The sequence below is a fragment of the Micromonospora sp. IBHARD004 genome, assembly GCF_052814115.1.
Genome location: NZ_CP199934.1, coordinates 6,189,933 through 6,214,875 on the forward strand (window position 1 = coordinate 6,189,933; position 24,943 = coordinate 6,214,875).

The 24,943-nt window shown below is 72.9% G+C and carries 19 protein-coding genes; 14 read left to right on the forward strand and 5 right to left on the reverse strand.

Annotated elements, in window-relative coordinates; genetic code table 11:
* The first annotated feature begins 70 nt into the window (after window positions 1-70).
* The 3 genes from ACTWO6_RS30110 to ACTWO6_RS30120 all read left to right on the forward strand — a co-directional run bounded on the left by ACTWO6_RS30110 (window position 71) and on the right by ACTWO6_RS30120 (window position 2,945).
* Window positions 71-1,708, forward strand: coding sequence for an ABC-F family ATP-binding cassette domain-containing protein (locus ACTWO6_RS30110; protein ID WP_446217056.1), 1,638 nt, complete (start codon window positions 71-73; stop codon window positions 1,706-1,708).
* Between the two features lie 38 nt (window positions 1,709-1,746).
* On the forward strand, window positions 1,747-2,067 hold the full coding sequence (locus ACTWO6_RS30115) for a hypothetical protein (RefSeq protein WP_446217057.1): 321 nt from the start codon (window positions 1,747-1,749) through the stop codon (window positions 2,065-2,067).
* Window positions 2,068-2,219: 152 nt separating this feature from the next.
* Window positions 2,220-2,945, forward strand: a complete 726-nt coding sequence (locus tag ACTWO6_RS30120; RefSeq protein WP_446217058.1) for a methyltransferase domain-containing protein — start codon at window positions 2,220-2,222, stop codon at window positions 2,943-2,945.
* Window positions 2,946-3,011: 66 nt separating this feature from the next.
* Here ACTWO6_RS30120 and ACTWO6_RS30125 read toward each other — a convergent pair whose 3' ends face one another.
* Window positions 3,012-4,022 (reverse strand): LacI family DNA-binding transcriptional regulator, encoded by a 1,011-nt coding sequence (locus ACTWO6_RS30125; RefSeq protein WP_446217059.1) that lies wholly within the window; start codon window positions 4,020-4,022, stop codon window positions 3,012-3,014.
* A gap of 141 nt (window positions 4,023-4,163) precedes the next feature.
* Here ACTWO6_RS30125 and arfA point away from each other — a divergent pair, with 141 nt between their 5' ends.
* From arfA to ACTWO6_RS30150, 5 genes are read left to right on the forward strand one after another with little or no spacing between them, the layout of a single operon-like run.
* Entirely contained in the window at window positions 4,164-5,675 is a 1,512-nt protein-coding gene (arfA, locus tag ACTWO6_RS30130) for an arabinosylfuranosidase ArfA (RefSeq protein ID WP_446217060.1), read from the forward strand.
* A gap of 36 nt (window positions 5,676-5,711) precedes the next feature.
* A complete protein-coding gene (locus ACTWO6_RS30135) occupies window positions 5,712-7,043 on the forward strand; it encodes an ABC transporter substrate-binding protein (protein WP_446217061.1) in 1,332 nt (443 codons plus the stop codon).
* A gap of 6 nt (window positions 7,044-7,049) precedes the next feature.
* On the forward strand, window positions 7,050-8,012 hold the full coding sequence (locus ACTWO6_RS30140; protein WP_446217062.1) for a carbohydrate ABC transporter permease: 963 nt from the start codon (window positions 7,050-7,052) through the stop codon (window positions 8,010-8,012).
* A 10-nt stretch (window positions 8,013-8,022) separates the two neighbouring features.
* On the forward strand, window positions 8,023-8,847 hold the full coding sequence (locus ACTWO6_RS30145) for a carbohydrate ABC transporter permease (RefSeq protein ID WP_446217063.1): 825 nt from the start codon (window positions 8,023-8,025) through the stop codon (window positions 8,845-8,847).
* On the forward strand, window positions 8,844-9,857 hold the full coding sequence (locus ACTWO6_RS30150; protein ID WP_446217064.1) for a glycoside hydrolase family 43 protein: 1,014 nt from the start codon (window positions 8,844-8,846) through the stop codon (window positions 9,855-9,857). The genes ACTWO6_RS30145 and ACTWO6_RS30150 overlap by 4 nt, the downstream gene beginning before the upstream one ends.
* 70 nt (window positions 9,858-9,927) lie before the next feature.
* Here ACTWO6_RS30150 and ACTWO6_RS30155 read toward each other — a convergent pair whose 3' ends face one another.
* Entirely contained in the window at window positions 9,928-11,427 is a 1,500-nt protein-coding gene (locus ACTWO6_RS30155) for an amino acid permease (RefSeq protein ID WP_446217066.1), read from the reverse strand.
* Window positions 11,428-11,736: 309 nt separating this feature from the next.
* Between ACTWO6_RS30155 and ACTWO6_RS30160 the strand changes: the two genes are divergently transcribed.
* The gene (locus ACTWO6_RS30160) at window positions 11,737-13,398 is read left to right on the forward strand and encodes a glycoside hydrolase family 10 protein (protein WP_446217067.1); all 1,662 of its coding nucleotides are present in this window, start codon (window positions 11,737-11,739) and stop codon (window positions 13,396-13,398) included.
* A gap of 277 nt (window positions 13,399-13,675) precedes the next feature.
* Window positions 13,676-14,218 (forward strand): phospholipase, encoded by a 543-nt coding sequence (locus tag ACTWO6_RS30165; protein WP_446217068.1) that lies wholly within the window; start codon window positions 13,676-13,678, stop codon window positions 14,216-14,218.
* 108 nt (window positions 14,219-14,326) lie between these two features.
* On the opposite strand, the gene ACTWO6_RS30170 is transcribed toward ACTWO6_RS30165, so the two are convergent.
* Together ACTWO6_RS30170 and ACTWO6_RS30175 are read right to left on the reverse strand one after the other, a co-directional pair.
* On the reverse strand, window positions 14,327-17,149 hold the full coding sequence (locus tag ACTWO6_RS30170) for an ATP-binding protein (RefSeq protein WP_446217069.1): 2,823 nt from the start codon (window positions 17,147-17,149) through the stop codon (window positions 14,327-14,329).
* A gap of 158 nt (window positions 17,150-17,307) precedes the next feature.
* The gene (locus ACTWO6_RS30175; protein WP_446217070.1) at window positions 17,308-17,529 is read right to left on the reverse strand and encodes an FmdB family zinc ribbon protein; all 222 of its coding nucleotides are present in this window, start codon (window positions 17,527-17,529) and stop codon (window positions 17,308-17,310) included.
* Window positions 17,530-17,585: 56 nt separating this feature from the next.
* On the opposite strand from ACTWO6_RS30175, the gene ACTWO6_RS30180 reads away from it, so the two are divergent.
* The 3 genes from ACTWO6_RS30180 to ACTWO6_RS30190 all read left to right on the forward strand — a co-directional run bounded on the left by ACTWO6_RS30180 (window position 17,586) and on the right by ACTWO6_RS30190 (window position 23,466).
* Window positions 17,586-19,007 (forward strand): lytic murein transglycosylase, encoded by a 1,422-nt coding sequence (locus ACTWO6_RS30180; protein ID WP_446217071.1) that lies wholly within the window; start codon window positions 17,586-17,588, stop codon window positions 19,005-19,007.
* 72 nt (window positions 19,008-19,079) lie between these two features.
* Entirely contained in the window at window positions 19,080-20,096 is a 1,017-nt protein-coding gene (locus ACTWO6_RS30185; RefSeq protein WP_446220821.1) for a GNAT family N-acetyltransferase, read from the forward strand.
* Window positions 20,097-20,190: 94 nt separating this feature from the next.
* A complete protein-coding gene (locus tag ACTWO6_RS30190) occupies window positions 20,191-23,466 on the forward strand; it encodes a lamin tail domain-containing protein (protein ID WP_446217072.1) in 3,276 nt (1,091 codons plus the stop codon).
* A gap of 56 nt (window positions 23,467-23,522) precedes the next feature.
* Here the strand turns inward: ACTWO6_RS30190 and ACTWO6_RS30195 are convergent, their stop codons facing one another.
* A complete protein-coding gene (locus tag ACTWO6_RS30195) occupies window positions 23,523-24,026 on the reverse strand; it encodes a helix-turn-helix domain-containing protein (RefSeq protein ID WP_446217073.1) in 504 nt (167 codons plus the stop codon).
* 479 nt (window positions 24,027-24,505) lie between these two features.
* On the opposite strand from ACTWO6_RS30195, the gene ACTWO6_RS30200 reads away from it, so the two are divergent.
* Window positions 24,506-24,943, forward strand: a complete 438-nt coding sequence (locus ACTWO6_RS30200) for an RNA polymerase sigma factor (protein ID WP_446217074.1) — start codon at window positions 24,506-24,508, stop codon at window positions 24,941-24,943.

Below are 24,943 nucleotides of genomic sequence, written 5' to 3' on the forward strand. Positions count from 1 at the left end.
GTCTGTTACGGGCGGAGCGGCGGTCATCGGATCGGCCGCCGCCCGCCCCGCCGGTAGGCTCGGTCTCCTCATGAGCGCCACGTTGATCGTCAAGGACCTCGCCGCCGGGCACGGTGACCGGCTGCTCTTCTCCGACCTGGAACTGGTGGTCGCCCCCGGGGACGTCGTCGGGCTGGTGGGGGTGAACGGGGCGGGCAAGTCGACGCTGCTGCGTACCCTCGCCGGGCTCCAGCCGGTCGAGCTGGGCAGCGTCTCGCTGAACCCGCCCAGCGCCACCGTCGGCTACCTGCCGCAGGAGCCGGACCGCCGGCCGGGCGAGACGGTCCGCGACTTCCTGGCCCGGCGTACCGGGGTCACCGCGGCGCAGGTCGCGCTCGACACCGCCACCGAGGCGCTCACCGCAGGCGCGGACGGCGCCGACGACGCGTACGCGGAGGCGCTGGAGCGCTGGCTCGGCCTGGGCGGCGCGGACCTGGAGGAGCGCGCGGAGCAGGTCGCCGCGGAGCTGGGGCTGACCGTGGACCTGGACCACCCGATGACCGGTCTCTCCGGCGGTCAGGCGGCCCGGGCCGGGCTGGCCTCCCTGCTGCTCAGCCGGTACGACATCTTCCTGCTCGACGAGCCCACCAACGACCTCGATCTGGCCGGGCTGGACCGGTTGGAGCGGTTCGTCACCGGGCTGCGCGCCGGCACCGTGCTGGTCAGCCACGACCGCGAGTTCCTGACCCGGACGGTGACCCGGGTGCTGGAGCTGGACCTCGCCCAGCAGCAGGTCCGGCACTACGGCGGCGGCTACGCGGCGTACCTGGAGGAGCGGGAGGTGGCCCGCCGGCACGCCCGCGCCGACTACGAGGAGTACGCCGACACCCGGGCCGGGCTGGAGGCCCGGGCCCGCACCCAGCGGGCCTGGATGGAGAAGGGCGTGAAGAACGCCCGCCGCAAGGCCACCGACAACGACAAGATCGGCCGCAAGTTCCGCGCGGAGGCGACCGAGAAGCAGGCGGCGAAGGCCAAGCAGACCGAGCGGCTGATCGAGCGCCTGGATGCGGTCGAGGAGCCGCGCAAGGAGTGGGAGCTGCGGATGGAGATCGCCGCCGCGCCCCGCGCCGGCGCCGTCGTGGCCGCGCTGCGCGGAGCCGTGGTACGCCGGGGCGGCTTCACCCTCGGCCCGGTGGACCTCCAGATCGACTGGGCGGACCGGGTGGCGATCACCGGGGCGAACGGCTCCGGCAAGAGCACTCTGCTCGCGGCGCTGCTGGGCCGGCTGCCGCTGGACGAGGGGCACGCCGCGCTCGGTCCCGGGGTGGTGGTCGGCGAGGTCGACCAGGCCCGTGGGCTCTTCCTGGGCGACCAGCCCCTGCTGGACGCCTTCGGCGCCGCCGTACCCGAGCTGACGCCGGCGGACGTGCGGACGCTGCTGGCCAAGTTCGGCCTGCGCGCGGCGCACGTGCTGCGGCCGGCGGCGACCCTCTCGCCGGGCGAGCGGACCCGGGCGGCGCTGGCCCTGCTCCAGGGGCGCGGGGTCAACCTGCTGGTGCTGGACGAGCCGACCAACCACCTGGACCTGCCGGCGATCGAGCAGCTGGAGTCGGCGCTGGCGAGCTACCCGGGCACCCTGCTGCTGGTCACCCACGACCGGCGGATGCTGGATGCGGTGAGCGTCAACCGGCGGCTGCGGGTGGACGCCGGACGGATCGCCGAGGATTGATCCGTGCCGGCTGGCGCGCGCGGGGTGACAATGAGCCCATGCTCAAGTGGGAGTACGCGCTGCTGGTCCGCCGCCGCCAGGCGGCCACCACCGACATCGGGTGGGAGGTCGTCTTCATCTGGTACGGCCCGGACGGCTCGATGGTCGACGTCACCCCGTACGGCGACACCGCGCTGGCCCACCTGAACCGGGCCGGTGACCAGGGCTGGGAGCTGGTCGCGATGAGCGAGGACCCGTCGCTGCCCGGCCACACCGAGCTGCACCGGTACCACCTCAAGCGGCCCCGGACGGCCGCCCCGCAGCCCCGCCAGCGGATGCGGGGCACGGGTCGGGCCGCCCGGCGGACGATCTCTGGCTGACCTGCCGCCGCCGCCCGGCCCGGCCGGACCACGCTCGCCGGGGCCACCCGGGCGGGCCGAGGGGGCGCGCGCGGGCGGGCGGCCGGGACGGATCTCCATGATCCAGGCATACCGGGCGGGGATGCGGGTAACGGGCGGCCCGGAGGTGGCTCATGGTCGCGATGGCCCAGTCCGCACCCTCGGCCGGGCGGCTGCGGGCGGTCGACGGATTCCTCGCCGAGGCGTGGGCGGATCTGGCCCGGCACGACGACCGGCTGCGCGCGCTGGCGGTGGAGGTGCGCTTCGACCGGGGCGTCGCGCACCTCACCGGCGAGGTCGCCGACCCGGCCGAGCTGCGGCTGGTCCGTGACCTGGTCGGCCGGCTCGCCGGCGTGCTGGGCGTCTGGTGCAAGGTGAGCATCGGCGGCCGCGCCCCGGTGGTGGTGGACCTGGGCTGCGGGGCGACCAAGCAGTGGTCCGGCAACCTGGGATTGGACATCTATCCCGCGCCCGGGGTGGACGCGGTGGCCGACCTCTCCGGCTCGCTGCCACTGGCCGACGACTCGGTGGACGTCTTCTTCGCGGTGCACATCCTGGAGCACCTGATCGACTTCCTGCCGCTGCTGGACGAGTGTCACCGGGCGCTCCGGCCGGGTGGCGTGCTGCACGTGATGAGCCCCTGGTGGCGGCACGTGAACGCGGTCGCCGACCCGACCCACGTCCGGCTGCTGGACGTGCAGACGTTCAAGGGCATCTGCGGTCAGCGCCCGCCGGGCACCCCGCGCTGGTACCCGCTGCACTGCGGCTGCGACGGCGCGTCGATCTTCGCCGACCTCACCCCGCTGGGCCCGGACGACCCGGCGCCCGCCCAGACCCACCTGGCCCGCTTCTTCGACTGACCGGCCCGCCCCGCGCGCCCCACCCGCGGTCCGGCAAGTTGCGCCGGGCGCGGGCGGACGGGGTGGTCAGGGGCGGCCGGTGGTGCTCTCGCGGGTGGCCAGGCGGTGGGGGGCGGTGAGTTCGCGGGGTGGAGCCTCCCGGTCGCCGTCGAGGCGGCCGGCCAGCAACTCCACCGCGAGCCGCGCGATGCGCTCCTTGTCGGGGGCGACGGTGGTGAGGGTGGGGATGGAGAACCGGCCGTCCTCGATGTCGTCGAAGCCGGCCACCGCGACGTCCTCGGGCACCCGCAGCCCCGCCTCGTGCAGGGCGCGCAGGGCGCCGAGGGCGAGGGTGTCGTTGAAACAGAAGACGGCGTCGGGGCGTACGCCGGAGGAGAGCAGGTCGCGGACGGCGGCGGCGCCGTCCGCGCGGTGCCAGGCCGGCGCGGGCGCCACCAGCTTCTCGTCGTACCCGATGCCGGCCTCTTCCAGGGCGGCGGTGTAGCCGGCCAGGCGGAGCCGGGCGCTGGCGCCCTCCGGGGTGCGCTGCGAGCCGATGGCGGCGATCCGGCGGCGGCCGAGCCCGATCAGGTGGGCGGTGATCTCCCGGGCGGCGGCCACGTTGTCGACCACGACGTGGTCGGCCGGGCCGTGGTCGACCCGCTCGCCGAGCAGCACCATCGGCATGCCGTCGAGGCCGGTGAGGTCGTCGGCGGTGAGCGCCAACGGGCTGAAGATCAGGCCGTCGATCATGTGGTCGCCGATCCCGCTGGCGACCTTGCGTTCCTGCTCCGGACCGCCGCCGGTCTGGTCGATCAGCACTGTCCAGCCGTGCGCGGCGGCGGCCGTGACGACGTGCCGGGCCAGCTCGGCGAAGTACGGGATGTCCAGCTCCGGGACGGCCAGGGCGATCACCCCGGTCCGCCCCTTGCGCAGGTTGCGGGCGGAGAGGTTGGGCCGGTAGTTCAGCTCGGCGATCGCCTCCTCCACCCGGGCCCGGGTGTCCGGCCGGACGTGCAGGTAGCCGTTGACCACGTTGGAGACGGTCTTAACCGACACGCCGGCCCGCTCGGCGACGTCCTTGAGCCTGTGTCGCACGGCCAACCCTCCCGGTGTCGGTACTGCGGGCACTGTACCGCGTACCGGCCTCTTTACAACGTTGCTTACAACGTTGTAGAAAGCTGTGGTACGGAGTGACCGCGGTCACCCCGGAACGGCACCGAGGAAAGGCGGCACCCCTTGCACAGCGCACAGCTGACGATCGACCCGGCGTTCGCGATCGGACCGGCCGACCGCCGCCTCTTCGGTTCCTTCGTCGAGCACATGGGGCGCTGCGTCTACGGCGGGATCTACGAGCCGGGGCACCCCACCGCCGACGCCCGCGGGCTCCGCCGGGACGTGCTCGACCTGACCCGCGAGCTGGGCGTCTCGGTGGTCCGCTACCCCGGCGGCAACTTCGTCTCCGGCTACCGCTGGGAGGACGGCATCGGTCCGGTCGGCGACCGGCCGCGCCGGCTCGACCTGGCCTGGAAGACGATCGAGACCAACGCGTTCGGGCTCGACGAGTTCATGACCTGGGCGGCCGAGGCCGGTGTCGAGCCGATGATGGCGGTGAACCTCGGCACCCGGGGCGTGCAGGAGGCCTGCGACCTGCTGGAGTACGCCAACCACCCGGGTGGCACCCAGCTGTCGGACCTGCGCCGCAAGCACGGCGCCGAGGAGCCGTACGGGGTGCGGCTCTGGTGCCTCGGCAACGAGCTGGACGGCCCGTGGCAGGTCGGCCACAAGACCGCCGACGAGTACGGCCGGCTCGCCGCCGAGACCGCCCGGGCGATGAAGATGATCGACCCGTCGATCAGCCTGATCGCCTGCGGCAGCTCCAACCGGCGGATGCCCACCTTCGCCGCGTGGGAGGCCACCGTCCTGGAGCACACCTACGAGCACGTCGACTACATCTCCGCGCACACCTACTACGACCCGTCCGACGGCGACCGGGCCAGCATCCTGGCCTCCGCCATCGACATGGACAACTTCATCACCGACGTCGTCGCCACCGCCGACCACGTGGCGGCCAGGCACCGGCACAAGCGCAAGCTGAAGATCTCCTTCGACGAGTGGAACGTCTGGTACGAGTCCCGCCTCAAGGCGGACCTGGACCGGCGCGGCTGGGTGGAGGCGCCCGCCCTGATCGAGGACGACTTCAGCGCGGTCGACGCGGTGGTGGTCGGCGACCTGCTGATCACCCTGCTCCGGCACGCCGACCGGGTCGGCGTCGCCTGCCAGGCACAGCTCGCCAACGTGATCGCCCCGATCCGCACCCGAACCGGCGGACCGGCCTGGCGGCAGAGCATCTTCCACCCCTTCGCCCTCACCGCCCGGTACGCGCGGGGCACCGTGCTGCGTACCGAGCCGGTCTCCCCCCGTTACGAGACGAAGAAGTACGGCGACGTGCCGGTGCTGGACACCGTCGCGGTGCACGACGAGGAGACCGGCACGCTGGCCGTCTTCGCGGTCAACCGGGGCGACACGGACCTCCCGCTCGACCTCGACCTGCGCGGCCTGCCCGGCCTGCGCCCCGAACAGCACCTCACCATCGCCGCCGGGTCCGCGCCGGCGGCCACGAACACCGAGGCCGAGCCCCAGCGGGTGACGCCACAGGAGCTCACCACCCCCACCTCCGACGGCGGCCGGTGCACCGTGCCGCTGCCCGCCCGCTCCTGGAACCTGCTGCGCTTCACCCCTCAGCCCTGACCCGGCAATACTTCATCCGTCCCCAAGGAGAACCGCATGATCCAGAACGAGATGAGCCGGCGCCGCCTGCTCGGCCTCGGCGTCGGGCTCGGCGCCGCGGCCACGCTGACCCTGGCCGGCTGCGGCGGTGGCAGCAGCACCGGCAGTTCCACCGCCGCCGGTAACGGCGGCAAGGACTACACCGGCCCGAAGGTCGACCTGAAGCTGTGGAACGGCTTCACCGGCGGCGACGGCGACATCTTCAAGAAGCTGGTCGAGCAGTTCAACAGCGAGCACCAGAACATCGCCGTGGGCGTGGTCACCTACGAGTGGCAGGACTACTACAGCAAGCTTCCCGGGGCGGTCTCCAGCGGCAACGGTCCCGACATCGCGGTCATGCACATGGACCAGCTCGCCACCTTCGCCGCCCGTGGCGTGATCATGGAGCTGGACGACGTGGCGAAGACGTTGGAGCTGAGCGAGGGCGACTTCGCCCCGACCGTCTGGAAGGGCGGGCTCTACCACGACAAGCGGTACGGCATCCCGCTGGACATGCACCCGCTCGGCCTGTACTACAACAAGGCGGTCATGGAGAAGGCCGGCCTCGACCCGAACAAGCCGCCGGCGACGAAGGACGAGTACACCGCCGCGCTGGCCGAGCTGAAGAAGTCCGGCGTGCAGGGCTTCTGGGTGAGCCCGTTCCAGTTCACCGGCGGGATGACCTTCTACTCGCTGCTGCACCAGTGGGGCGGCACGCTCTTCGACGGCGAGGTCGCGAAGGCGACCTTCAACTCCGACCCGGCGGTCGAGGCGTGCACCTGGCTGGTCGACATGATCAAGCAGGGGTACTCCCCGGCCAACGTCGGCCAGGACGCCGACTACCTGGCGCTCAAGAGTGGCAAGAACGCGTTCAACTGGAACGGCATCTGGCAGATCAACGACCTGAAGAAGAGCCCCGCCGTGCAGTGGGGCGTCGCGCCGCTGCCGCAGATCGGCAGCCAGCAGGCCGCCTGGGCCAACTCGCACAACTTCACCATCGTCAAGCAGCGCGGCGGCGACAACAACAAGGTCTCCGGGGCGAAGGTCTTCATCAACTGGCTCAGCCAGCACTCGCTGGACTGGGCCAAGGGCGGTCAGGTGCCGGCCCGCAAGGCGGTCCGGGAGAGCGCCGACTTCAAGGCCCTGACCGAGGTCAACGCGCTCGCCCCCGAGCTGGAGTACGCGGCCTTCCCGCCGGCCGCTCCCGGCCTCGGCGAGGTGATGACCACCTTCTACAACTCCTTCAACGAGGCGGCGTTGGGCAAGAAGTCGCCGAAGCAGGCGCTGGACGACGGCGTGGCGAAGGCCAACAAGCAGCTCGAGGACAACCGCAAGAAGTACGGGAACTGATCCGCCGTGGCGGACGTGATCGAGGTCGGGGCGGCGCGCGGTGACGCGCCGCCCCCGGCGGGGCGGTTCCGCCGTCGGGGTGTCACCCAGCGGGGGCACCGGGCCACCCCGTACCTCTTCCTCGCGCCGTACCTGGTCCTGTTCGGAGCCTTCGGGCTGGCGCCGATCCTCTTCGGAGTCTGGATCAGCCTCCACCAGTGGGACCTCCAGCTGCCGAACCGGCCGTTCATCGGGCTGGACAACTACCAGGACCTCTTCTCCAGCGACTCGGCGATCTACGGTGACTGGTGGTCCAGCGTGCGGGCCACCGCGATCTTCACCCTCCTGTCGGTGCCGCTGCTGGTGGTCGTACCGCTGGGGTTGGCGCTGCTGCTGAACCGGTCCTTCCCCGGACGGACGTTCTTCCGGGCGGCGTTCTTCGCCCCGTACGTCCTGGGCGTCGCGGTGATCGGCCTGCTCTGGCGCTTCCTGCTCGACGCGAACCTGGGCCTGGTCAACCGGCTGCTCGGAGCGGTCGGCCTGCCCTCGGACACCCCGTGGGTGACCGACGTGCCGTGGGCCTGGGTGTCGCTGGTCGGGGTGACCGTCTGGTGGACCTGCGGCTTCAACGCGGTGATCTACCTGGCCGGCCTCCAGGACATCCCGGCCGAGCTGTACGAGGCGGCCCGGGTCGACGGCGCGAACGGCTGGGACCGGTTCCGGTACGTCACGCTCCCCGGCCTGCGCCCGGTGCTGCTCTTCGTGCTGACCACCACCATCCTCGCCTCGGCGAACGTCTTCGGGCAGTCGTTCCTGATCACCCAGGGCGCACCGGGCGAGCAGACCCGGACGGTGGTCTGGCGGATCGTCGACGAGGGGCTGCGCGACTACGACGCGGGCCGGGCGGCCGCGATGAGCGTGCTCTTCGCGCTGATGCTGGCGGTGGTCAGCATCGTCAACTTCCGGCTGTTCCGGTACCGGGAAGACTGAGGGGGCGACGATGACGAGTCTGCGTCGCGGCGTGCGCTACGCCGTGCTGCTGCTGATCACCGCGGTCTTCGTGACCCCGGTGGTGTGGATGCTGCTCACCTCGCTGAAGACGTACGCCGACGCGCAGCAGGACCCACCGAGCTGGCTGCCGGACCCGTTCTCCACGTACGGCTACGACGCGATCATCAACAACACGGCGAACCCGGTGCTGCGCTGGTTCGTCAACAGCATGCTGGCGGCCACCCTGCACACGCTGCTGGTGCTGGCCACCGCGTCGATGGCCGCGTACGCCCTGGCCCGGCTGCGGTTCCACGGCCGGCGGCTGAGCTTCGCGCTGATCGTGGGCACGCTGTTCCTGCCGCCCACCTCGCTGATCATCCCGAACTTCGTGATCGCCGAGCGGCTGGGCTGGATCGACACGCTGACCGTGGTGGTGGTGCCGGGGGCGGCGAGCGCGTTCGGGGTGTTCTTCCTGCGGCAGTTCTTCCTCTCCATCCCCCGGGAGCTGGAGGAGGCCGCGGTGCTGGACGGCGCGAACCACTGGCAGGTCTTCACCCGGGTGCTGCTGCCGCTGTCGAAGCCGGCGCTGGCCACCCTGGCGGTGCTGTCGTTCCTGAGCAACTGGAACGACTTCCTCTGGCCGGTGTACGTGCTGTTCAGCCCGGAGCGGCTCACCCTGCCGGCGGGCCTGGGCCTGCTCCAGGGCGCCTACGTGACCGACTATCCGGTGATCATGGCCGGCGCGATGCTGGCCAGCGTGCCGGTGCTGATCCTCTTCGTGCTGGCGCAGCGCCACGTCATCCAGGGCGTGTCGCGCAGCGGCCTGAAGGGATGATCTCCGGCAGGACCCGGCGGCGCGGCGCGGCGGCACTGGTCGCCGCGCTGCTCGTCGCCGGTTGCGGCAGCACGACAACCCCTTCGGGTACGGGAGACCAGACGCGCATGTTCACCAACCCGGTCGTCCGGACCGACGCCCCCGATCCGCAGGCGATCCGGGTGGCCGATACCTGGTACCTGTTCCACACCAACAGCGGCGGCCGGAACGTCCCGGCGCTCACCTCCCCCGACCTGGTGGAGTGGAGCGACGCCGGGGACGCCCTGCCGGAACTGCCGGGCTGGGCCGACGCCGGGAGGACGTGGGCGCCCGAGGCGATCCAGTTCGCCCCCGACCGGTTCCTGCTCTACTACACCGTCGCCGACCGGTCCTCGGGCCGGCAGTGCGTCGGCCGGGCGGTCGCGGACCGGCCGCTCGGGCCGTACCGGGACGACTCGACCGCCGCACTGGTCTGTCAGGCGGAGCTGGGCGGGTCGATCGACGCCAGCCCGTTCCGGGATGCCGACGGCAGCCTCTGGCTGCTCTGGAAGAACGACGGCAACGCGATCGGGGTGGACACCTGGCTCTGGTCGCAGCGCCTGAGCTCGGACGGGCTGCGCCTGGTCGGTGGGCCGACGAAGCTGCTCAGGCAGACCGAGCCGTGGGAGGGCACCCTGATCGAGGGACCCTTCTTCCACCGGCACGACGGGAAGCTGTACCTCTTCTTCGCCGCCAACGCCTACGACCGCGCCGACTACGCCGAGGGCTACGCCGTCTGCGAGAGCCCGACCGGCCCCTGCGTGAAGGCCTCGGAGAACCCGATCCTGAAGGCCAACCAGGCCGCCTCCGGCCCGGGCCACGCCTCGATGGTGGAGCAGGACGGCCGCACCTGGCTGCTCTACCACGCCTGGCCGCCCGGCCAGGAGGGCAGCACCGACCCCGGCCGTCAGGTCTGGCTGGACGAGCTGACGTGGCCGAACGGCAAGCCGGTCGTCCAGGGCCCGACGGGCACTCCCCAGCCTCGGCCCTGACCTGTCCAGATACGCGACATCGCGGTATCCACCCGGCTCGGACACCGCGATGTCGCGTACGTGGGGTTGATCAGCGCCCGGCCGGCGCCGGCTCGGGAGGAGACTGGGCGGTCTCGCGGCGGGCCAGTCGGTTGCGCCGGTACCCGTAGCCGAAGTAGATGAGGCCGCCGAGCAGCATCCAGGCCAGGAACCGGATCCAGGTCTCCACCGACAGGTTGAGCATCAGGTAGAGGCAGGCCAGCGCCGAGACGATCGGCAACACCGGGGAGAACGGCACCTTGAACGGCCGGTCCAGGTCAGGTCGCCTGCGGCGCAGGATCGGCACGGCGACGGAGACCAGCACGAACGCGCAGAGCGCGCCGATGCTGACCAGGTCGGCGAGGGCGGAGAGCGGCAGGAAGCCGGCGAGCAGCGCCACGCCGAGGGTCATGATCGCCGAGATCCGGTACGGGGTGCCCCAGCGCGGATGCACCTTGGCGATCGAGGGCGGGATCAGCCCGTCCCGGGCGATGGCGAAGCCGATCCGGCCCATGGCCACCAGGTCGACCAGGATCACGCTGGTCAGTCCGGCGATGGCGGCGATGGAGACCAGGATGGCCGCCCAGCCGGCGCCGACCGCCTCGAAGGCGGACGCGATCGGGGCGCCCTCGTCGATCTCGGTGTAGCGGACCATGCCGACCAGGACCAGCGAGACGCCGATGTACAGCACGGTGGAGATCAGCAGCGTGCCGAGCAGGCCCAGCGGCAGGTCGCGGCGCGGCTTCTTCGTCTCCTCGCCGAGGTTCGCCACCGCCTCGAACCCGGTGTACGCGAAGAAGACCACGGCGGCGGCGGTGAGCACCCCGGCGAAGCCGAAGACCGACGGTTCCAGCCCGAAGAGGGCCTGGGTGACCGGTTGCCGGATGCCGTCCTCGCCGCTGCCGGCGGGCTCGGTGGCGGGGATGAACGGGCTGAGGTTGGCCGCCTTCACGAAGAAGAGCCCGGCGACCACGATGAAGACGCAGATGGCGACCTTGACCAGCACCAGCAGGTTGGTCACCCGGGCGGACTCGCGGATGCCGACGATGCCGACCACGCCGAGGATCAGCACGATGGCGATGGCCCCGAGGTTGACGACGCTGCCCTCCTCGGCGAACCAGGCGCTGGGCAGGTCGAACAGCTCGGCGAGGTAGCCGGACCAGCCTCTGGCCACCACCGCCGAGCCGAGCGCGAACTCCAGCAGCAGGTCCCAGCCGATGATCCAGGCGACGATCTCGCCCATCGTCGCGTACGCGTAGGTGTAGGCGCTGCCGGCGGTCGGCACGCTCGACGCCAGCTCGGCGTAGCAGAGCGCGGCGAGCAGCGCGACCACGCCCGCGACGGCGAACGACACCACCACGCCGGGCCCGGCGTGGTTCTTCGCCTCGATGCCGGTCAGCGTGAAGATGCCGGTGCCGATCACGATGCCGATGCCGAAGCCCATCAGGTCGACGGCGCCGAGCCGGCGGCGCAGCCCGAGCTTCCCGTCGGAGCCGTCGGCGTCCGCCTGGGCCATCACGTCCTTGATCGGTTTGGTCCGCAGCACGGACACGGCTGATCACCCCTCCCCACCGTGCGACCACCACGGTGGCGGCCGGTGACCGGCCAAGCTACCCAGCTGCCCACCGGCTGACGCCTCACCGGACGTGTCGGGAAGGTCACGAACCGCCGTGTGCGGTGGGTCACCTCGGACGTTCGGTCGGACCCGGGACATCGATCCGGCCCGGGGTCTTGCGCCGCTCGGGGAATAGTGAAAGTTTCCTACCAGCGACATATGTTCTGCGGCGAATCTTGCCGGATGTGCCCGGCGTCCGTCGCCGACCGACACCTGCCCGGGAGCCCAACGAAGGGATCGCACCACATGAAGGCAACTCGGCTCGGAGCCGCCGGGCTGGCCGTGGCGCTGCTCGGCGCGCTCGTCGCCGGCACCCCCGCGAGCGCGGCGGAGAGCGACACGGCCACCGCCCCCACCTCCACCACCTGCGCCACCGACCCGGCCACCCCGAAGCGCCAGTTCCGCGCGATGTGGATCTCGTCCGTGGTGAACATCGACTGGCCCACCAAGGCGTCGCAGACCGCGCCGGACCGGATCGCCGCCCAGCGGGCGGAGTACCTGGGCTGGCTCGACCTGGCCCAGCAGCTGCACCACAACGCCGTCGTGGTCCAGGTCCGCCCGACCGCCGACGCGTTCTGGCCCTCGCCCCACGAGCCGTGGTCGGAGTTCCTGACCGGGGTGCGCGGCCAGGACCCGGGCTGGGACCCGCTGGCCTTCCTGGTGGCCGAGTCGCACAAGCGGAACCTGGAGTTCCACGCCTGGTTCAACCCGTACCGCGTCTCCATGCCCGCCCCCGGCGGGGCCGGCGCGGACCTCGCGAAGCTCGCCCCGAACCACCCGGCCCGGCAGCACCCGGACTGGGTCTTCGCCTACCCGCCGGCCGGGGTCGCCGGCAGCCGGCTCTACTACAACCCCGGCATCCCCGAGGTCCGCGAGTTCGTCCAAACCGCGATGATGGACGCGGTCAGCCGGTACGACATCGACGGCGTGCACTTCGACGACTACTTCTACCCGTACCCGAGCGGCACGTACCAGGTGCCGGACGACGCCACCTTCGCGGCCTACAACCGGGGCTTCACCGACAAGGCCGACTGGCGGCGGGACAACATCAACCTGCTCATCCAGGAGATGGGCGGCCGGATCAAGGCGGCCAAGCCGTGGGTGAAGTTCGGCGTCAGCCCGTTCGGCATCTGGCGCAACAAGTCGGCCGACCCGGCCGGCTCGGACACCACCGGCTCGCAGTCGTACGACATCATCTCCGCCGACACCCGCAAGTGGGTCAAGCAGGAGTGGATCGACTACGTGGTGCCGCAGCTCTACTGGTACATCGGCCAGTACCCGGCTGCCGACTACGCCCGGCTGGTGCCGTGGTGGGCGGAGACCGTGCGCGGCACCCGGGTGCAGCTCTACATCGGCCAGGCCGACTACAAGAGCGGTGACCCGGCGTACGGGCCGTACTGGCAGAACCCGCGGGAGCTGTCGAACCACCTGACGCTCAACCGGTCGTACCCGGAGGTGCTCGGCAACGTGCACTTCTCCGCGGTGCAGGTGAGGGCGAACCGCCTCGGGGCGACCGACATCTACGCCGCCGAGCACTACTCCCGCCCGGCGCTGGTGCCGGCCATGTCGCAGCTGCCGTCGCAGCCGCTGCTCGCCCCGGTGGTGACCGGCGCCGAGCGGCAGGCCGACGGAGTCCGGCTGGACTGGCGACAGCCGGCGGACGGCGAGGGCCCGTTCGGCACCGCCACCTCGTACGCGGTCTACCGCTTCGACGGGACCGGCATCGCCGACCGCTGCGACTTCGCCGACGCGTCGCACCTGGTCGCCACCGTGCGGGGCGACGCGGGCGACGTGCAGTCCTGGGTGGACACCACCGCCGAGGCCGGCCGGCACTACACGTACTACGTGACCGCGCTGGACCGGGTCTGGAACGAGGGCCCGGCCAGCCCGCCGCGCTTCGTGCGCTGACGACCCGCGGCGGCCGGCCGGCCGCCGTCGGACCGGGACGCCCGGGGCTCGCGACGAGCCCCGGGCGTCCCGCCGTTCACCCCGTGACCGGCTCGCGGAGCCGCACCGTCGAGCACCGTCCACCCGGGATGGAGGGGGACACGGCATTGGTCTGTTTCGACGCATGTCACCAACATTTCGCGCCGACCATCGCTCGATGTTCCTCGATTGATCGAAACTGATCGACATCCGGTGACCCGCCGGTAACCGCCGTACCGCACACCCCGCGGAGGTAACCGTGTCCAGACGCCTCGCCACCGTTCTCATCTCCGGCACGTTCGCGCTGCTCACCGCGCTGGGCGTGGCCTCCCCCGCGTCCGCCGCGGTGAGCACCGCGCAGAAGCTCTCGGTGCTCTCCAGTTGGACCCAGACCAGCGCCACCAGCTACAACGCCTGGAACGCCGGCCGACTGAACAAGGCCGCCTGGTCGGAGTACGCCTTCGACTGGTCGACCGACTACTGCTCCTCCAGCCCGGACAACCCGCTCGGCTTCAACTTCAGCCTCTCCTGCTACCGGCACGACTTCGGTTACCGCAACTACAAGGCGATGGGCCAGTTCTCCGCCAACAAGTCCCGCCTGGACAGCGCCTTCTACGCCGACCTGAAGCGGGTCTGCGCCACGTACAACATCGTCGTCCGGCCGGCCTGCTACAGCCTGGCCTGGACCTACTACGAGGCGGTCAGCGTCTTCGGCTCCGTCGCCGCCGTCCAGCAGTCCGACATCGACCGCGCCGCCCGGATGAAGGCCGACGCCGAACGCCGCGCCGCCGCCCGCTCCTGACCCCGACGACTCGCGTTGATCAAGAGGTTTGCGTCGGAATCCAGGCGGTCCTGGACGCAAACCTCTTGATCACGCGGCCGGTCGGGCGGGAGGCCCGGGAGGGGTCGGTCAGGCGGGGTGGGGATCGGGGGCCTGGTCGGGCCGGCGGGGAGCCGGGGCGTCGGTCGTGCCGAACCGGAGCGAGTCCGCCCCCAGGTCGGGGTGCTCCACGCCGAGCGCCAGCGCTGCCGCCTCCTCCAGGGCCAGCTCGCCGCCCTCGCCGTACGCGGCGTCGAAGGCCCCGTCGCCGAGCACCCGGCGCAGCTGCGCCTGCCGGTCCAGCCAGTACGGGCCGTAGATGCCCGGGGTGGCCCGCAGGTTCGCCCGGGTGGCCTGCGCCGCCCCGAAGAGCCGGGCCGCGGTCACCGGGTCATCGCCCAGCGCGCAGCGCACCGCGATCGCGTTCACCGTGTCGCAGGCCCGACCGAGGTAGCCGTGGCTCATCCGGGAGCGGAGCGCCACCAGCAGGTGTTCGTGCGCCGCGACCAGGTCCCCCCGGGCCAGCGCCACCATGCCGAGCAGCATGTCCACCGAGCGGCGGCCCCGCTCGGCCGGGCGGGCCGCCTCCACCGGGCGGGCCGCGCCGAGCAGCTCGGCCGCCTCCTCCAGCGCGCCGCGCCGCCAGAGCAGCTCGGCGAGGTTGTAGATGGCGAGCAGCGCGTCGGAGACCACGTCCTGCTCGTGCGCCCACTCGATCACCTCGCGGCAGACCCGCTCGGCCTCCGCGAACTGTCCCATGTCGACCAGCGGCGCGGCCCGGCCGGCGAGGACCCGGGCGAGCAGGCCCAGGTCGCCCGCCTGGCGGGCGGCGCCCTCCGCCCGCTGCGAGTAACGCAGCTCCTCGGCGAACTCACCGTCCGCGCCGGCGTGCAGCGAGTGCATGTGGTACGCCGACGCCAGCTCCGCCTCCGGGATTACCTCGCCGGTCTCGGCGATCCGGCCGTAGAGCCGGAACAGCCAGAGCCGCCCCTCCCGGGCCAGCCCCCGCTCCCGCCACCACTGGTCCAGCCCGCCGGCCAGCCACAACCCCGAACGGGCGCTGCCACCGGTGGCGCACCAGCGCAGCGCGGCCCGCAGCTCCCCGGCGAGCGGGTCCAGCGCGTAGAGGGAGAGGGTGACCGGCCGGCCGTCCGGCCCGAGATGCGCCCGCTGCAACGCGTGCCGCGACCAGGCGACGTGCCGGTCCCGGGCAGTCTGCTCCTCACCCGCCTCGACCAGCCGCCGCGCCGCATACGCCCGGATCGGGTCGAGCATCCGGTAGGTGCTGCCGGAGGCGTGCGGCTCGGCCAGCACCATCGACTTGTCCACCAGCACGGAGAGCGGGTCGAGCGGGTCGTCGTCGAGCAGCCACTGGACGGTCGGCAGGTCCACCGGGCCGGCGAAGACCGCCAGCCAGCGCAGCAGCCGGGCCGACCGCACACCGAGCGTCCGGTACGACCAGGTGACGGTGGCCTGCATGGTCAGGTGCCGCTCGCTGGCCGACCGCTGCACCGCCCGGGTCGCCGGGGTGGGCGGGCTGACCCCGGCCGCGGCGGCCACCAGGTCCACGGTGTCCTGCTGGTTGCCGGACCAGCCCGCCTCGGCCGGGGGCGGCTCGGGCTCCTCCCGGCCGGCGTCCAGGGTGCCCAGCATGTCGTCGAGGCGTTCCGCGAGCTGACCGATCGAGAGCACCCGCAGCCGCGCGGCGGCCAGCTCGATGGCGAGCGGCAGCCCGTCCAGCCGCCGCACCACCCGGCGCAGGTCGGCCTGCTCGGCCGCGTCCGGCGGCCGGCCGCCCCGGGCCGCCGCCGTCCGGTCCAGCAGCAGCGCCACCGCGTCGCTCTCCGCGCCGTCCGGCAGCGGGTCCACCGAGAGCGGCGGGATCCGCCACACCACCTCACCGGGCAGGCCGAACGACTCCCGGCTGGTGGCGAGCACCCGGACGCCCCGCCCGCCGGCCAGCAGCCGGGAGATCACCTCGGCCGAGGCCGCCGGCTGGGCGTCACAGGTGTCCAGCACGACCAGCATCCGGCGGGCCGCCGCGTACTCGACCAGGGTGTCCACCATCGGACGGCCCGGCTCCGGGCGGAGCCCGAGCACGGCGGCGATCTCGAACGCGACCAGTCCCGGGTCGGTCACCGCGGCGACGTCGACGAACCAGACACCGTCCGGATAGGACTCCACGACCCGGGAGGCGAGCTCCACCGCCAGCCGCGTCTTGCCGGCGCCGCCCGCGCCGAGCACGGTCACCAGCCGGTACGTCTCGACCAGCCCGCTCAGCTCGGCCCGTTCCAGCTCCCGGCCGACGAACGAGGTGATCTGGGTCGGCAGGTTGTGCGCCACCGCGTCGGCGGTGCGCGGTCGCGGGAACCGCCGCTCCAGCCCCGGCGCGACCAGCTGGAACAGCCGCTCCCGGTCGTCGAAGCCGCGCAGCCGGTGCAGCCCGAGGTCCAGCAGGGATGCCCCGGCCGGCAGCGGGTCGGCGCGCCGGGCGGTCGCCGCCGAGCAGAGCACCTGCCCGCCGTGCGCGGCGCCGGCCACCCGGGCGGCCCGGTGCACCTCGGGGCTGGCGTACTCACCGTCCCGGGGCTCGGCGTAGCCCGTGTGCAGGCCCATCCGGACCCGGGGCGCGGCCTCCGGCGTGGGCCAGTCGTGGCTGGCCAACGCCCGCTGGGCGGTGAGGCAGGCGGTGAGCGCGGCGGCCGCGTCCGCGAAGGCGAGGAAGAACGAGTCACCCTCGGTCAGCAGCTCCGCCCCGTCGGTGCCGGCCAGCGTGTGGCGCAGCAGCCGGCGGTGTTCCCGCAGCACCGGGCGGTAGCCCGGACCGAGCAGCTGGGCCAGTCGGGTCGAGCCCTCGATGTCGGTGAACACGAAGGTCACCCATCCGCTCGGGAGGTGGATCCGTGGCGACATGCGTGGAACCTCCGCCCCTGACGTCGGCTTCATGCTGCCCTATGGTCACGCCGTCACGCATCGTGAGAACGGTTGGGCGCATTCCGACCCAAGGTGCCACCGGATCTCGTCACCGGCAAGGTACCGGGTCGGCCGCCGGGCTGCGGCCCGGTCCGACGTCAGCAGCCGCAGCCACCGCCGCAGCAGCCACCGCCGGACGGGACGGACGCCCCACCGACCGGGCTGGCGCCACCCCGACCGGTGACCGCGACAGTGGACAGGAGCCGCACCGTCTCGGGGTGCCCCTGCGGGCAGGACGCGGGCTGGCCGGCCTCGGCCATCGGCCGGTTGACCTCGAAGGTGTCACCGCAGGCGCGGCAGCGGAACTCGTACCGGGGCATGCCACCAGGGTACGACCGGGCCTGACGCCCGGGCGGACATGGGTGATACTCGACGGGTGGTGGACGGCGAGGACAGATCGACGGCTCGGCCCCTGCGACCGGCCGCACCGCCCGACGACCCCGGGCACGCCCCCGAGTCCACACCGGTCCCCCGCCCCCGACGCTCCTGGCTGAGGTCCGCGAAGCCGGCCCCTGCCGGCCCGAAGCCCGAGCCCGTCGCCGCCACGCCGAAGCCCACCGAGGGCGAGGTCATCACCCCGCCCGAACCCGTCGACGCCGGGCCGACGCCCGCCGAGCCGACGCCCGTCGCCGCCGAGGCCGGGCCGGCTGCCGCCGCGCCGAGGCCGCCGGGCGAGCCCGGCAAGGAGACCGCCGCCGACGCCGGCCCCGAACCGGCGAAGGCCGCCGCCGACCCGGAGACCGCCAAGTCGGAGACCGACGAACCGGAGGCCGGGAAGGTCGCCGCGGCCGACGGGCAGGCGCCGGACGACGGGACGACCGGGCGGCGTCGACGGGTGCCGTTCGCGCAGGCGGTGCGGGTTGCGCCGCCCCGACGGCTCGCCGTCGGCGCGGCCCGGGCCACCCGGGCCTGGTCCCGCCGTCCGAGCGGGCGGGCCACCCTGCCCGGCGTGTTCCTGCTCGCCCTGGTGGGCGCCACCGCGGCGGCGGGCGCGCTGCTGGTGCCGCAGGCGGTCCGGCCCTCCCGCCCGGTGGCCGTGGACGCCACCGCGAGCGTCTCCGTCACCGGCGTACCCGAGGGGGGTGCGCTGCCCGGGGCGACCGGCACCGCCGTACCCCCGGGTCTGCCCGGCGCGACCGGACTGCCCGGCACGCCCTCGCCGACCGGCACGCCGCTGCCCGGCGGGGGGCCCACCGGGCCGGTCGTCGGTCCGGCGCCGACCGGCCGGCCGGCGGACGCGCTGGCCGCCTGGGCGCAGCAGATGAGCGCCCGGACCGAGATCCCGGCCGTGGCGATGCAGGCGTACGGCTACGCCGAGCTGGTGCTGGCCGAGACGCACCGCAGCTGCCAGCTCAGCTGGACCACCCTCGCCGCGATCGGGTACGTCGAGTCCGCGCACGGGTCGGCCAACCGCGCCACCCTCAAGTCGACCGGAAGGGCCGAGCCGGAGATCATCGGCGACCCGCTGGACGGGCAGGGCGGCCGGTCCCGGATCCTCGACACCGACAAGGGCCAGCTCGACCACGACACCGTCTACGACCGGGCGCTCGGCCCGATGCAGTTCATCCCCACCACCTGGCAGGAGATCGGCGCGGACGCGGACAACGACGGCCGCCGGGACCCGCACGACATCGACGACGCCGCCCTCGCCGCCGGCAACTACCTCTGCAAGGGCGGCCGGAACATGACCATTGCGGGTGACTGGTGGGGTGCCATCCTCTCCTACAACGATGTCCGGCGATACGCCCAGGATGTCTTCGATCGGGCGAACGAGTACGGACGGCTCAGTCGTACGTGAAGTGATCGTCCGCGTACATTGGAGAACTGGACACTTCCCCCCGGCAGCCGTTGACGGCAAGCTAGACGGGTGATGGTGCGCGAGTGGGACCCCAGGACCGCGTCGTCCGCTGAGATCGCGTCGCTGCTGGACACGCTGAACGCGGTCCTCACGGCCGACCTCCCGCAGGATCCGCCCTGGCGGGAGAGTTCCCTGCGGGAATACCTCTCCGAGGTGATGCCCGGTGAACGGCGGATCTCCTGGGTCGCCCAGGCCGAGCCGGCCGCCGACGGCACCCCGGGGCGGATCCTCGGCCAGGTCCAGGTGCTGCTCCTCGGCGGGATCGGGGTGCTGGAGGTGCTGGTGCACCCGTCGGTCCGGCGCACCGGGCTGGGCCGCACCCTGGTCAAGCTCGCCGCCCGCCGGATCCGGGACGAGGGCTTCCACTCGATCGGCGTCGAGGTCGTCGGGGACACCCCGGCGGTGGCCTTCTACGAGTCGCTCGGCTTCACCCGGGAGTACGTGGAGACCCGCAGCGTGCTCGACCTGGGCGCGGTGGACTGGCCGGCGCTGGCGGAGATGGCCACCGGCGTCGGGGCCGGCTACCACCTGGAGTTCTGCCCGGGAGGCCCGCCGGACAACGTGATCGAGGCGTACGCGCGGGCCAAAGCGGAGGTGCGCGACGTCGACGACGGCGAGCTGCGTCCCAGCTCGTACGACCCGGAGCGGCTCCGGGACAGTCTCGACACGCTGCACCGGCGCGGCATGAAGCCGTACATCGTGCTGGCCATCCACGAGCAGAGCGGGGAGGTGGCCGGGCTGACCGAGGTGGTGGTGCCGGCCCAGCACCCCACCCGCGCCGACCAGTACGACACGATCGTGGTGCAGGACCACCGGGGCTACGGCATCGACCGGGCGATCAAGGCGCGGATGCTGCTGGAGCTGCGCTCGGCCGAGCCGGAGCTGGCCGAGGTGCAGACCTGGAACGCCCAGGCCAACGAGGCGATGCTGAAGGTGAACGCCGAGTTGGGCTACCGGCCCGACCGGGACTGGTGCGAGTACGGTGTGGACGTCGCCGAGCTGGTGCATCGCCTCGACGCCCACCACTGACGGATATTCACCAAACGGCCCACCGGGGGATGGACGGGGGACAGGAACGCCCCTTAACGTGCGTTAGTTCCCGTCCACCCATCGTGGAGGCCTCATGCGCCCGCGCCGCACCTTAGCCGCGCTCGCGACCACCGCCGCCGTCTCCGTCACGGCCATCGGCGTCGCACCCCCCGCGGCCAGCGCCGCGCCCACCGACCTGTTCATCGCCGAGTACGTCGAGGGCTCGTCCAACAACAAGGCGATCGAGCTCTACAACGGCACCGGCGCCCCGGTCGACCTGACCGCCGCCGGCTATCAGCTCCAGCTCTACTTCAACGGGGCCACCACCTCGACGAACGTCGCCCTGAACGGCACGGTGGCCGCCGGTGACGCGTACGTCTTCGCCGCCTCCTCGGCCGCGCCGGCGATCCTCGCCCAGGCCGACCAGACGTACGGTGGGTCGCTGTTCAACGGCGACGACGCGATCGTGCTGCGCAAGGGCGGCGCGGTGGTCGACTCGATCGGCCAGGTCGGCGTCGACCCGGGCACCGAGTGGGGCACCGGGCTCACCAGCACCGCCGACAACACCCTGCGCCGGCTCCCGGCGGTGACCGCCGGGGACACCGACCCGTCGGACGCCATCGACCCGGCCGCCCAGTGGGCCGGCTTCGCGACCGACACCTTCGACGGCCTCGGCAGCCACTCCGTCGACAGCGGCGGCGGCCCGGTCGACCAGCCGGCCAAGCTGACCTGCGGCGGCACGCTGACCCTCGAGGCCGGCGCCACCGCCACCCGCGAGGTGACCGCCACCGACGCCGACGACACGGTCACCGACCTGGCCGTCACCGCGGTCAGCCCGAGCCCGACGAGCGGCTCGATCAGCCGTACCGCCCTCACCCCGGCCGCCGGGGTCGGCGGCACCGCCACCGCCACGGTCACCGCCACCGGCCTGCCGGCCGGCTCGTACACGGTCACCGTGACCTCGACCGACGCCGACGGCACGACCGCCACCTGCACGCTCACCGTGCAGGCCACCACCGTGCTGTCGGTGGGCGAGGTGCAGGGCCGCACCGGCGACGCCGAGAACGGCGCCACCGACCGGTCGCCGCTCGCCCCGGCCAGCGGCAACGGCACCAGCTCCACCCTGTACGACGTGCGCGGCGTGATCACCCAGAAGTCGCTCACCCGCACCTCCGCCGGGGCCGACCAGAACGGCTTCTACCTGCAGAGCCGCACGGGCACCGAGGACGGCGACCCGCTCAGCTCGGACGGCATCTTCGTCTTCACCGGCTCGTTCACCACGCTGATCGGCGGCTACGCGCCGACCGTCGGCGACGAGGTGGTGCTGCGGGGCCGGGTCTCCGAGTTCTTCAACCAGACCCAGCTCTCCAGCGCCTCGCTGGTGCGCAAGCTGGACTCCGGCCTGGACGTCGACACGGCCGTGCGGGTCGACGACGCGACGCCGCCGGCCGACGCGGCGGCCGCCGACCTGTTCTGGGAGCGGCACGAGGGCACCCGGATGCGGGTCCGCTCGGGCAGCGGGGTCGTCGCCCCGCGGCACATCTTCGCCTCCAGCGCAGACTCGGAGATCTACGTGCTGGACCGCGAGGACCCGATCATGAAGCGGACCGACCCGTACGCCCGCCGGGTGTTCCGGGACGCGCACCCGCTGGACGACATCCCCGGCCAGCTCTTCGACAACGGCAACAACCAGCGCGTCCTGCTGGGCGCGGGCGGGGTGAAGGCCACCGCCGGTGACTCCGCCGCGCTGCTGCCGGAGGCCCGCACCTTTGACACGCTGACCGAGGACGCCTACGGCGCCATCTCGTACGCGTTCAGCAAGTACAGCGTCCAGCCCGAGCAGCTGACCCTCACCGGTGGCGCCGACCCGGCGGCGAACAACCCGCCGCAGCCGGCGAACCGGAACACCGAGGTCGCGGTCGCCACCTACAACCTGGAGAACCTGTACGACTACCGGGACGACCCGTTCGACGGCTGCGACTTCACCGGCAACACGGGCTGCACCGGGGTCACCCCGCCCTTCGACTACGTGCCGGCCAGCGAGGCCGCGTACACCGAGCGGCTGGGCGTCGAGGCGCGGCAGATCGTCAACGCCCTGCACAGCCCCGACCTGGTGCTGGTCCAGGAGGCCGAGGACCAGGACATCTGCTCGGTCGCCGACGGCAAGCTGGTCTGCGGGACCACGAACGACGCCGACGGCGCGCCGGACACGATTCAGGAGCTGGCGCTCGCCATCGCGGCCAACGGCGGTCCCGCCTACGCCGCGGCGTACGACCGGACCGGCGCGGACGCCCGGGGCATCACCTCGGCGTTCCTCTACCGCACCGACCGGCTGACGCTGGCCGAGGCGACCGCCACCGACCCGCTGCTGGGCACCGCACCGACGGTGGACTACCGCTCGGCGGGGCTGCCGGCCAACACCGACGTGCAGAACCCGAAGGCGCTCAACGCGGTGCTGCCGGCCGACGTCGACCGCTCCACCGGGGTGGACGGCGTGAACGTCTACACCCGCGCCCCGCAGCTCGGGAAGTTCACCGTGGCGGCGGCGCCCGGCTCGACCGAGCACTACACGCTCTGGGCGCTGAGCAACCACTTCTCGTCCGGCCCGGACAGCCGGGTCGGGCAGCGGCGGGAGCAGGCCGCGTACGGCGCCGCGCTGATGAAGGCCATCGAGGCCGGCGACCCGGACGCCCGGGTCGTCTACGGCGGTGACCTGAACGTCTTCCCGCGCCCGGACGACCCGATCGCCACCGGGGCGAACCCGACCCCGTCGGACCAGCTCGGCCCGCTGTACCAGGCCGGCATGCACAACCTCTGGGACGACCTGGTCGCGGACGTGCCTGCCGCGGCGTACTCGTACACCTTCAGCGGGCAGGCGCAGACGCTGGACAACCTCTTCGTCAACGACAAGCTCCACGGCGACCTGGTGCAGATCCGCTCGGCGCACATCAACGCCGACTACCCGACCGACACCGAGGGCCTCGGCGACCGGGGCGCCAGCGACCACGACCCGCAGGTGGCCCGGTTCCGCTCCCGCGCGTCGCTGACCGTGGCGGACGCGGCGGTGGCCGAGGGCGACAAGGGCGACACCGCCCTGACGTTCACGGTGACGGTGTCCCGGCCGCTCTCCGAGCCGGCGCTGATCTGCGCCACCACGTACGGCACCACCGCCCAGGCCGGCTCGGACTACGACCCGTACGTCGGCTGCCGCACCCTGGCGGCCGGGCAGACGTCGATCGCCTTCCCGGTGACCGTCCGAGGTGACCGGAAGGTCGAGGCGGACGAGCAGCTGAAGCTCATCGTGGCAGGCGTGCCGGGCCTCCGGCTCGCCGACCCGGTCGCCGTCGGCACCATCGCCAACGACGACTGACCGTTCCACCCCGAGGCGGCCCGTCGTCCAGCTCACCGGCTGGACGACGGGCCGTTTCAGTACGTCCACCGCCGCGGATCCTCCGGGGGCGGCACGCCGCGGTACTTCGCCACCCGCACCTCCCACTGGCTGCGCCGGCGGCGCGCCTCCCGGTCGATGGGACAGCGGTGGAATGTCTCGGGCGGCCGGGCCAGGCCGTAGATGTCCGCCCACCACTCGCCGGGCTCGGGGTCGAGGATCAGCTTCAGGTGGGACGGGTACCGGCGTCCGGCGCCGTCGCGGGTGTCGTCCCAGTCCTCCATCGGCTGGATCACCCGACCCTCCTGGTCGACCACGACGAGGTAGAGGCCCGCCGCCCCCAGCAGCCGTTCGAGCACCTGGAGACTGGGCGTCATCCCGCCGGCCTCGACCCTGCCCACGGTCGACGGCGCCACCTTCGCGAAGCGGGCCATCTGCCGCTGGCCGAGCCCGGCGACCCGGCGGGCCTGCCGGACCAGCCCGGCGATCGGGACGCGACCGATCGTCGGGCCGGTCGGCGGTGGATCGAGCGCGGAAGCCATGCCCGAACCCTGCCGACCGGAGCACACCACCGGCAACCCCTGTGGACAACGCTGTGGACAGAGCGTTGCGACCCCCGCCCGCGTGTCGACCCGCCACCACCAGGTTCCGTCTCGGCCCCTTTGCTCTGCTGCGGCGACCGCAACACTGGGAGCGCTCAAGTGTTGCGTGGGCTGCAGCAGAGCAAAGGGCGAGAACCAACATGGCCGCCGGGCGAACCGCCGGCCAGAACGAGGGCCGCCGGCCAGGGCGAGGGCCGCCGGCCAGGGCGCAGGCCGCGGACCGCGGTGAGGGCCGCCGGTCGTCCGGGTGTGAGAAACGGGGTGATCGGATGGAACAGCCGCCCGGGGCCGCGCGTGTACCTGGCATGGGAAACCACCCGGCAGCGCCGGCCCGTGCACCCGAAGCGCTCTCGCCCGACCGCCCGGCGCCGCCCGGAGCCCATCGGGACCTGCCGTTCGAGCAGTTCTACCGGGAACACGTGGACCGGATCCACCGGGCGCTCGCGCTGGCCGTCGGAAACCCGGCCGTGGCACGGGAGGCCGCCGACGAGGCGATGGCCCGCGCGTACGCGCGCTGGGACCGGGTCCGCAGGCTCGACAACCCGGCGGGCTGGGTGTTCCGCGTCGGGCTGAACTGGGCCACCTCGTGGTGGCGAAAGGTACGGCGGGAACGGCCACCGGCCGACGACTGGCAGGCACCGGCGGCGGTGGCGGCCCCCGACCCGGCCGGCCTCGCCGCCCGGTCGGCCCTGGACCGACTGCCCACCGGCCAGCGCACGGTGATCGTCTGCAGGGTCCTGCTGGACCTCTCCACCGCCGAGACCGCCGCGGTGCTCAACCTGACCGAGGGCACGGTACGCAGCCGCCTCTCCCGTGGTCTGGCGGAGCTGCGGGTCGCGCTGGCCGAGAAGGAGTGA